The sequence below is a fragment of the Moorena sp. SIO3H5 genome (genome assembly GCF_010692395.1).
Lineage (GTDB): Bacteria > Cyanobacteriota > Cyanobacteriia > Cyanobacteriales > Coleofasciculaceae > Moorena.
On sequence record NZ_JAAHHS010000323.1, the window covers coordinates 1 to 8,951 of the forward strand.

At 46.5% G+C, this 8,951-nt stretch carries 6 protein-coding genes; 5 read left to right on the top strand and 1 reads right to left on the bottom strand.

The window, feature by feature from the left end:
- Positions 1-110: 110 nt before the first annotated feature.
- Entirely contained in the window at positions 111-1,325 is a 1,215-nt protein-coding gene (locus F6K52_RS26855) for a class I SAM-dependent methyltransferase (protein ID WP_293085530.1), read from the bottom strand.
- A gap of 388 nt (positions 1,326-1,713) precedes the next feature.
- Here F6K52_RS26855 and F6K52_RS26860 point away from each other — a divergent pair, with 388 nt between their 5' ends.
- The 5 genes from F6K52_RS26860 to F6K52_RS26880 all read left to right on the top strand — a co-directional run bounded on the left by F6K52_RS26860 (position 1,714) and on the right by F6K52_RS26880 (position 8,750).
- Positions 1,714-4,956, top strand: a complete 3,243-nt coding sequence (locus tag F6K52_RS26860; RefSeq protein WP_293085535.1) for a phycobilisome rod-core linker polypeptide — start codon at positions 1,714-1,716, stop codon at positions 4,954-4,956.
- A 708-nt stretch (positions 4,957-5,664) separates the two neighbouring features.
- Positions 5,665-6,150: an allophycocyanin gene (locus F6K52_RS26865; protein ID WP_293085539.1), complete on the top strand. Its 486-nt coding sequence runs from the start codon at positions 5,665-5,667 to the stop codon at positions 6,148-6,150.
- A gap of 90 nt (positions 6,151-6,240) precedes the next feature.
- Positions 6,241-6,726 (top strand): allophycocyanin subunit beta, encoded by a 486-nt coding sequence (gene apcB, locus F6K52_RS26870; protein WP_070394727.1) that lies wholly within the window; start codon positions 6,241-6,243, stop codon positions 6,724-6,726.
- Between the two features lie 292 nt (positions 6,727-7,018).
- The gene (locus F6K52_RS26875) at positions 7,019-7,219 is read left to right on the top strand and encodes a phycobilisome linker polypeptide (protein WP_293085544.1); all 201 of its coding nucleotides are present in this window, start codon (positions 7,019-7,021) and stop codon (positions 7,217-7,219) included.
- 322 nt (positions 7,220-7,541) lie between these two features.
- Complete coding sequence (locus tag F6K52_RS26880; protein WP_293085549.1) at positions 7,542-8,750, top strand: FtsW/RodA/SpoVE family cell cycle protein; 1,209 nt, start codon at positions 7,542-7,544, stop codon at positions 8,748-8,750.
- Positions 8,751-8,951 lie beyond the last annotated feature (201 nt).

Here is an 8,951-nt window from a genome sequence, read left to right on the forward strand (position 1 = left end):
TCGCTGACCGCTGACCGCTGACCGCTGACCGCTGACCGCTGACCGCTGACCGCTGACCGCTGACCGCTGACCGCTGACCGCTGACCGCTGACCGCTGACTGCTTGAATTATCAACTACCAATGTTGAGCATAATCAACTGCCGTTGGAGTAGCGATCGCACTCCATCTAAATCGACGTTAACATGCTTGATAATTTCTGCTACGGTTTGGGATTGGGATGAGTCGTCGGGTGAGCTACCATTCTGGTCACAGGCTTCGATAAACGTAAATTCCTCGTCTGATAGCTTAACCAGTTGGTAATCATAGTCAAATAGGGACTTACTTGGCCAACCGGTCATACAAGGGTGCCGTTCTGGAATTGCGGCTAAGAGGTCGTTATCCTCTGACCAATCTACCCGCTGTAAGGGAGGACGGGTGAGGAAAAACTCATAATGAGTCAGTTCGGGATCTAATAATTCAATTAACCGATATAGCTCCCGTTCACTCAGACCTTCTGAGCGTGCCATTAAATCTGGATTCTTGCCAAATAAGCGCTCTTTCTGCCAGTAGCGAGGATTAGAAAACCCAAGAAACTCTAAGCCAGCCGCATCGATTAGTTCAAATAGGCTTTCAATGTTATAGTCAATTTCTTGGGGATGAACGTACATATCCGCGAAGCATTCATCCTGATGGTTTTCCAAAGCCCAGCGTTCCCGGTCTCGCGTGACAATTCGGTTTTTTTCTGGTAGCGCTTCAAATAATTGACGACCTACCTTGACCCCATCCTGGTAGTCTCCCTGGTTTTGACCCTGCAAAAGTGCGATCGCTTGCTGCATCAACTGAATTTCCCAGCGTCCTAATTCAGCATAGACAAAGATATGAAATAAGCCTCCCGGTGCTAGTTTCTTAGCTATCGATTGAATCCCACGGATGGGGTCTGGCAAGTGATGTAACACTCCCACACAGTTAATTAGATCGAACTGACCCTCGATTTGGTCAACATCGTATAAGCTCAGGTGATGAAACTCGACCCGATCAGCACCAGAGCGGCGACAGCGTTCCTGGGCTACCTTCAAGGCTCCAGCACTAAGATCAATCCCCACTACTGAGGCTTGGGGATTGAGGTGAACTAGATACTCTGTGCCTACCCCCGTCCCACAACCAGCATCTAGAATCCGAATCTCCTCTCTTTGGGGTGTTTGCCCAGTACAAAAACTATAAGCAGCTCGCCAATTCCAGCGCCAGTTGTATCCAGGAGGTGGCTCATCGAGTAAGGGTTCTGGGGGAAAAGGGTAGGTATCGTAGAGGCGCTCAACGGCAGCAGCGGTTTCTTGAGAGGTTTTCATCACAAAACTTTACAAAACTTAATTATTAGGGTAAATTTTTTACGAAAATAAAGTATAATCTCAAAGGTTTACTGGGATCAATCGCCATCAATCCTGAACTTGATCCCCTAAATTCTATACAATTCTTAATAAATAAACCGTAGAGATCAGAAAAGTTTTAATCTAAAAGCTAGTCGAGTTTAGCAATGACATCCATTTTGGCAAATTCTGTGGGAAATACTATGGAACCTACTCCCTTAGTAGATTATCCTTATCCCTTGCTCCAAAGTGAGATTGGATAGGACTAACACCAAATGCCTACCTACCAAATGGGTGTCTAAAACGTGTTTATTAACTGCGGCATAAGTTCGCAATGACAGCATAAAAATTTAGGAGCTTTAACAAACCAATGAGTGTCAAGGCAAGTGGTGGAAGCTCAGTTGCTCCTGTGCAACTCTATCAAACTGTCCCATCGGCAACCATTATCCAAGCAGAACAGCAAGACCGATTCTTAGGAAATGCAGAAATAAACGAGCTACTTGGTTACTTCCGTTCTGGAGAACAGCGTTTAGCCATTGCTAATCTGCTCACCAAAAACTCAGACCTAATCGTATCCAAGGCGGCTAACCGGATTTTCGTGGGTGGTTCCCCAATGGCTTTCCTGGAAAAGCCTAAGGAAGACCCTGTCCTAGTAGGGGCTGGAGCTACAGGGGTTCCCGACACCAAAACCTTGGGGACTAGTACCTTTGTTGAGAGTGGAGGTGGATTATTTTCGGGCTTCCGCTCTCTGTTTAGTTCTCCGACTGGACCAACCCCACCAGGTTTCCGTCCCATCGACATCAACCGCTATGGCCCAAGGAATATGCAAAAGTCCTTGCGGGACCTATCTTGGATGTTGCGCTATATCACTTACGCCATTGTTGCTGGTGATCCCAACATCATAGTGGTTAATGTTCGAGGTTTGCGGGAAGTCATTGAAAATGCTTGTTCAGCTGATGCCACAATCGTGGCAATCCAGGGAATGCGGGCGGCTTCACTAGATTATTTCAAAGGTGATCAGTCGGCACAGGAGATTGTTGCCCAGTACTTTGACATTACCCTCAACGAATTTAAAGCTGCTACACCCTCCGATAAACTGCGGCAACGGCCTTCGATAGACCAACAAGGGCTGCAATTGCCCCAAAGTTACTTTAATGCAGCCGAGCGGCGTCCTAAGTTTGTGATGAAGCCCGGTCTGTCATCCTCAGAAAAAACTGAGGTAGTTAAAGCTGCCTACCGGCAAATCTTTGAGCGTGACATTACCCGCGCCTACGGTTTGTCAATTTCTTATCTAGAATCTCTAGTTAAAAACGGGAACATTTCCATGAAGGAGTTTGTTCGCCGTTTGGGCAAATCTGAACTATACCGGAAGCAATTCTTTGAACCTTTTATCAATAGTCGGGCCTTAGAACTAGCTTTCCGCCATTTCCTAGGTAGGGGTCCATCTTCAAGGGAAGAAGTTCAAAGCTACTTCTCCATTGTTTCTGATGGTGGTCTACCCGCTCTAGTAGATGCCCTGGTGGATTCTGAGGAATATTCGGATTACTTTGCCGAAGAAACGGTTCCCTATCTGAGGGGTTATGGTCAAGAGGCTCAAGAATGCCGTAACTGGGGGATGCAGCAAGATTTGTTGCGCTATAGTGCTCCCTTCCGTAAAGATGCCCAGTTTCTCAATACCTTTGCCAAATACGAGCAACCCCTGCCTGACCAACATGTTTATGGTTCTGGTAATGACTCGTTGGAAATTCAGTTTGGGGCAATTTTCCCGAAAGAAACCCGGAATCCTACTACCACCCCCGCTCTCTTTGGCAAAGATACTAAACGCCTGCTGATCCACCAAGGCCCAGGGATCAATAACCAAAATAGTAATCCAGGGGCAAGGGGTATGTCCCCCGGTTCCCTTGGCTCTAAGGTGATCCGCCTTGATCAGATCCCTAGTACACAAGACAAGAGTATCAAATTTGCCGAAAGCTCTACTCAAAGGGTAATTCGTGCCTGTTACCTTCAAGTCTTTGGCTTTATGCCCTATGAAGGTGAACGGCTGACTTCAGGGGAAGCTCGGCTGGAAAACGGTGAAATTACCGTCCGCGAGTTTATCCTAATGCTGGCGAAGTCTGATGGTTTCCGCAAACGTTACTGGACACCATTGTATGTAGTCAAGGCAATTGAATATATCCACCGACGTTTGCTTGGTCGTCCTAGCTATGGGCGCTCCGAGATGAACAGTTACTATGATGTTGCCTATAAAAAAGGTTTCTACGGTGTAGTAGAGGCAATTGTCAACAGCAAAGAGTACTCTGAGGCATTTGGAGAAGATACGGTTCCCTATGAGCGCTATGTGACGGCAGCTGGTTTAAAAATGCGCACCGGAGTGTCTGGTAGCGTGACATCAGCAATGGCAATCATGGGTGAGGAGAAAGTACCTCGCTTTGTTGAGCTGGGTATGGGCAAAGAGATGCTCACCGAACCGGAAGTTGAATTCCGGATTAATCAGGGGGTAAGTGTACAGCGTGAACAAACCAAGATCTTTAAGCTGATTGACCTTAATGATAAGCCAGCCTTGAAAGTCCTGATTGGAGCAGCTTATCGGCAGATATTTGAGCGGGATCTTGAACCCTATCTGATCAAAGCAGCATTCACTTCCCTGGAAAGCCGACTGAGCAATGGGGAAATTAATCTCAAAGAGTTTATTGAAGGCTTAGGTTGTTCTGATCTATACATCAAAGAGTTCTACACCCCGTACCCCAACACCAAGGTGATTGAGCTGGGTACCAAGCACTTTCTAGGACGTGCCCCCTTAACTCAAAAGGAAATCCAGACCTACAACGCAATTCTAGCCTCTGAAGGCATTCGGAGCTTTATTGGCGCAATGGTCAATGGCATGGAATATGCTCAGGCATTTGGAGAAGATACCGTCCCGTACCGCCGCTTCCCAACCTTACCAGCTGCTAATTTCCCGAACACCGAGAAGCTGTATAATCAGCAGACCAAGCAGAATACTGATGTGGTGGTACCAAGCTTTGACCCAGTCGAGCCTCGCATGGATTCGTCTAAGCTACCTCTGACCGGAAAAGCGATCGCAGATATGGCTGCCCAAAAGTGGGAGATGGCTACCAACCCTTCCGAGCTGGCCAAGGTAGGTCGTTCCTCTAATCGGAACCAATCAACCTTGAATCCTAAATCTGCTAAGCCAACACGGATTTTCCGCATCACCCCAAACATTTCTCAGGTCGAAAGCGCCGTGGTGATTGATGCCATTTATGACCAAGTCCTGGATTTATTTGGTGAACCAGTACCACATCAATACCGGCAACAGCATCTAGACAGTCAACTGCGCAATGGTGAAATTTCGGTGCGGCAGTTTGTTAAAGCCTTGGCAAGTAGTAACACCTATAGTCAGCGCTTTTACCAGGCTTATCCCTCTGCCAAAGTAGTCGAGTTATTGTTCCGGCACTTACTAGGACGTACCCCTAACACTCACGGTGAGGTTCAAACCTACCAGCAGCTATTGGCGGGACAAGGTCTAGAAGCTGCAGTAACCGCTATGGTTGATAGTCCAGAATACTCCCGCTTCTTTGGTGAAGACGTAGTCCCCTATCAGCGGATTAGTTAGCAAAAAGTCTGAATTATGAAGGTTGGAAGTTGGAGGTTGAAAGCGTAGCGTGGCCTTTTAGCCAAGGTTAAAGGTTAAAGGTTAAAGGTTAAAGGTTAAAGGTTAAAGGTTGAAAGTTAGAGGTTAAAGGTTAAAAGTTGAAAGTTAGAGGTTGAAGGGTTGAAGGTGGTCGGTGGCTTGCAGGAGGCTTAAAGGTTGAACTTTGAAAGCGCAAACCTGATGAAGCCGGAATAGCAACCCCAAACTAAAATGACTTTGCCATCACTGAGGTACAGTCATTTTCCGCAACCCCTACTCCCTACTCCCTACTCCCTACTCCCTTAACTAAGGCCACTAACCTGTAACTCACCCTTCATAACTTCGTACTTTATTAGGGAAAATGTTACGATGTGTTGCGAAGCTGGGAAAAATGTCAACAATCTGTAGCAAAATATTCCCGGAAGCTAGGTTTGTGATTAACCTGCTTTGATTGAGGCTTTGATTGAGGCCTTTAATTTAGGCAGGGTTAGCCAAACCAAGTTTTGCTGGGACGTGCGTCGGCTGAAGTTCCGACGGCGTATCGAGAACGGCGATTTCCCCGGCACATTGCGGGTAACTGCAATGGGACAGAAGCTCTAATTACACCGCAAGGTTAGTTAGAGAGCGTTCATTTTTGGAAATGCCGGTTTACACAAACCTGGTGATATTTTTTACTGGAGGAATCCATCTATGAGTATTGTCACGAAATCCATCGTGAATGCAGATGCTGAGGCTCGCTATCTAAGCCCTGGTGAATTAGACCGTATCAAAGGTTTTGTTACTTCTGGTGAGCAGCGCTTACGTATCGCTCAAACCTTGACAGGCTCCCGTGAGACAATTGTTAAGCAAGCTGGAGACCAACTATTCCAAAAGCGTCCAGATGTTGTCTCTCCTGGTGGTAACGCCTACGGTCCGGAAATGACCGCTACTTGCCTGCGGGACATGGATTACTACCTACGCTTGATTACCTACGGTATTGTTGCTGGTGATACCACACCAATTGAAGAAATTGGTCTAGTAGGTGCTAAGGAAATGTACAAGTCTTTAGGTACCTCCATTGATGCTGTTGCCGAAAGCGTCCGTTGCATGAAGGGTATTGCTACTGGCATGATGTCTGGAGACGATGCTGCTGAAGCTGGCTCTTACTTCGATTATGTGATTGGTGGATTGTTGTAAGGCAATAAATACCCCTTTGCCTAGTGTTCTGAGGCAAGTCTGTCTGTAGAACCGATAATCACAACTTGAGTTAAATAAGGAAATAGAATCATGCAAGACGCAATTACTGCTGTTATCAACTCTGCGGACGTCCAAGGTAAATATCTAGACGACTCCGCTATGGAAAAGCTCAAGGGCTATTTCCAAACTGGTGAGCTGCGGGTACGTGCAGCAACTGCCATTAGTGCTAATGCTGCTACCATCGTTAAGGAAGCGGTTGCTAAGACCCTGTTGTATTCCGACAGCACTCGTCCTGGTGGCAACATGTACACCACTCGCCGCTACGCAGCTTGTATCCGTGACATGGATTACTTCTTGCGTTATGCTACCTATGCGATGTTGGCCGGTGACCCATCTATCCTAGATGAGCGCGTACTCAATGGCTTGAAAGAAACCTACAACTCCCTTGGTGTTCCCATTGGTAATACCACCAATTCCATCCAAGGCATGAAAGAAGTTACCGCTAGCTTAGTTGGTCCTGATGCTGGTAAGGAAATGGGTGTATACTTTGACTACATCTGCTCTGGCTTAAGCTAACGCGCGAAGCGTATTGATGGAATTCGCCAGCCTGTAGTTGTCTGTGTAATTAAGGTCTGGGAAGTTGATTGTGAGTGCTAGCTTGTTAAAGGCGAATCTGGCTCACGTAAGTCAAGCAGACGAGTTTTGACAGTCTAGTATTGACAATTAACTCCCAGACTTTGGAATAGTTGAGATATTTGATTAAGCAATTTATTCCCTCGCTATAGGCGCTAGGGAGTTTTTTAGCCATATTGGGATCAAACCAGAATTAAAATTTTCTTGAATTTTACTTACTAGGAGAAATAAGCTCATGCGGATGTTTGAAGTAACTGCTTGTGTGCCAAGCCCGAGCCGAATTAGGACACAAAGGGAGTTACAGAATACTTTTTTTACCAAGCTCGTTTCCTACGAGAACTGGTTCCGTGAGCAGCAGCGCATCCAGAAAATGGGTGGCAAAATTATTAAAGTTAAACTGGCAACTGGTAGGCAAGGTACAAACACCGGTTTGTAATGATTTTTCCATAATAGCTGTTTATCAAAAAAAAAATTTCAGGGGGTCTACTAGGACCCCTTTGTGATTTTTGGTTCAAAATGGGGGGATGGAAACAGAGGGCAACATAGGGATAGAAAACACATGAGTCTTATATACTTGTTTCTCCCTCTTCAACCTAACCGACACCGAACGCCAAGGGCGAACAACCACATAACCACATAACCTTGGCCTTGGCCTATTGGCCACGCGGGGCGCGTTTGGCCACGCGTGCGCGTTCAACCACATAACCTTGGCCTATTGGCCACGCTAAGCGAACAACCTTCAAGCAACCTGATTAAACGTGGCTCTACGTAACCTGATTCTATTATTTAATCCCTCTACTACAGACTGGGCAGTTAGTGCTCGGTTACTGAAGTGGTTAACGTTTCTATGGCTGTTGATCGGAATAGTAATTCTGTTCTCAGCTTCTTATGCGATCGCAGATGTCGAATTAGGGGATGGAACATACTACGTCAAGCGACAGCTGATCTGGGTAGTCTTGGGCTTAGTGGGATTTAACCTATTGGTACGATCACCCTTGCGTTATTTGCTAAAGATCAGCCATTGGTTGCTCCTGGGGCTGTTGGTGCTGCTGTTATTGACTTTAATTCCTGGTGTGGGAACAACGGTTAATGGGGCAACTCGCTGGTTATCTGTGGGTTCGGTTCCCCTGCAACCTTCGGAGTTAATGAAGCCGTTTCTAGTGTTACAGGCAGCTCGGGTATTTGGGCAGTGGGACCGGCTTCAGTGGCGGACTCGTTTCACGTGGCTGGGGATTTTTATGGTGGTGTTGGTGGGAATTTTGTTACAGCCTAATCTGAGTACAACAGCACTTTGTGGGATGACTTTGTGGCTAGTTGCTCTAGCAGCAGGGTTACCTTTTTATTACTTAGGAGGTACAGCATTTGGTGGTGTCCTGCTGGCAGTACTCAGTATCAGCATCAAGGAATACCAGCGGCGTCGGGTGATGTCATTCCTAAATCCTTGGGCTGATCCAATGCGAGATGGATACCAATTGGTTCAAAGTCTTCTGGCTATTGGCTCGGGTGGTACTTGGGGCTCTGGTTTTGGGTTATCCCAACAAAAGTTATTCTATTTACCGATTCAACACACTGATTTTATCTTTTCTGTCTTTGCTGAAGAATTTGGCTTTGCTGGTAGTATAGCGCTAATGTTTTTGTTGATGACATACATGACCCTAGCGGTGATTGTAGCTATTAAGGCAAGAAACCGAGTCTATCAGTTAATAGCCATTGGGGCAATGCTGTTTATTGTCGGACAGTCTCTGTTAAATATTGGTGTTGCTTCTGGGGCTCTTCCCACTACTGGTTTACCATTCCCATTCTTTAGTTATGGGGGAAGTTCGTTGATTTCCAGTTTGTGTTCGGCTGGGTTGTTGATTCGGGTGGCACGAGAGAGTAGTGAGGCGGAAATTGTGTCTATACAAAGTCGCCGCCAGTCGATAGCAGAACGACGGCAAAGAAGGCACAAGGTAAAAGCCAAAAGGTAAAAGTTATCAATATATCTTTTAATCTGGTGAGGTTCAAATTTTCTAGTTTTAGGGAACAGGGAACAGGGAACAGGGAACAGGGAACAGGGAACAGGGAACAGGGAACAGGGGACAGGGAACAGGGAACAGGGAACAGGGAACAGGGAACAGGGAACAGGGAACAGGGAACAGGAGATCGGAAGAGAACACGACGGAACTCCA